This window comes from Streptomyces sp. NRRL S-37 (assembly GCF_000721605.1).
Lineage (GTDB): Bacteria > Actinomycetota > Actinomycetes > Streptomycetales > Streptomycetaceae > Streptomyces.
Map to the genome: position 1 here is coordinate 1 of NZ_JOIZ01000098.1, position 765 is coordinate 765.

Annotated in this window: 1 protein-coding gene; it reads right to left on the reverse strand. The window is 72.2% G+C overall.

Annotated elements, in window-relative coordinates; genetic code table 11:
- A partial coding sequence (locus tag IH50_RS38400; protein WP_234328344.1) for an AMP-binding protein occupies positions 1–302 on the reverse strand: 302 nt, incomplete at its 3' end.
- Between the last annotated feature and the right edge of the window lie 463 nt (positions 303–765).

The window sequence follows — 765 nt, forward strand, 5'->3', positions numbered from 1 at the left end:
TAGACACACCCGGCCCGCAGCACCCCCAGCACCGCCGCGACCTGCTCCCACCCCTTACGCATCGAGACCACGACCCGGTCCCCGAGCCGTGCCCCCAACTGCTCGATTCGCCGGGCGACCCGTCGTGCGCGTCCGGCCAGTTCGTCGTAGCTCAGCTGTCCGGAGGACCAGATGACCGCCGGTGCGTGCGGAGTCCGCGCCGCCTGCATGAAGAAGGGTTCGTGGAGCAGTCCGACCGGAAGCGACCGCCCGGTGGCGTTCACCTCCGCCACCACCGCCTCGTGCGCCGCCGGCGTGGTCACCGGGCAAGACGACGTGTCCGAGACCGGGCAGTGGAACGTCGGACGAGCCGCCCGGCATGTCCTGGCCGAGGACACTGGTGAACACCACCGGCATCGCGGCACGCTCGGGGCCGTGGTGCCGGGCGAGTTCACGGAGCAGGCGAACGCCGCCGTAGGCGCGGTGCTCCAGGTCCTGCCACAGCCGGCGCTGCACGTTCCGGGCGCGGGCGGCGAAGGTGTCCGCGGATTCCGTGTCGACCTCGAGGAGGACGAGGTTGGTGAAGTCGCCGATCAGCCGTTCCACGTGCGGGTGCAGCGGCAGCCGGTCGCCGATCGTCACGTTCAGCGCCGGGTCGGGCTGCCGGGCTCCCGTGACACCACCGGCAGTTCGGGGGCCGCCGGCAGGGTGTCGAGCCTGTCCAGCCAGTAGGCCCGCGCCTTCTCGTCCTCGCCGGCGGCTTCGACGGCCAGGCAGTAGTCACGG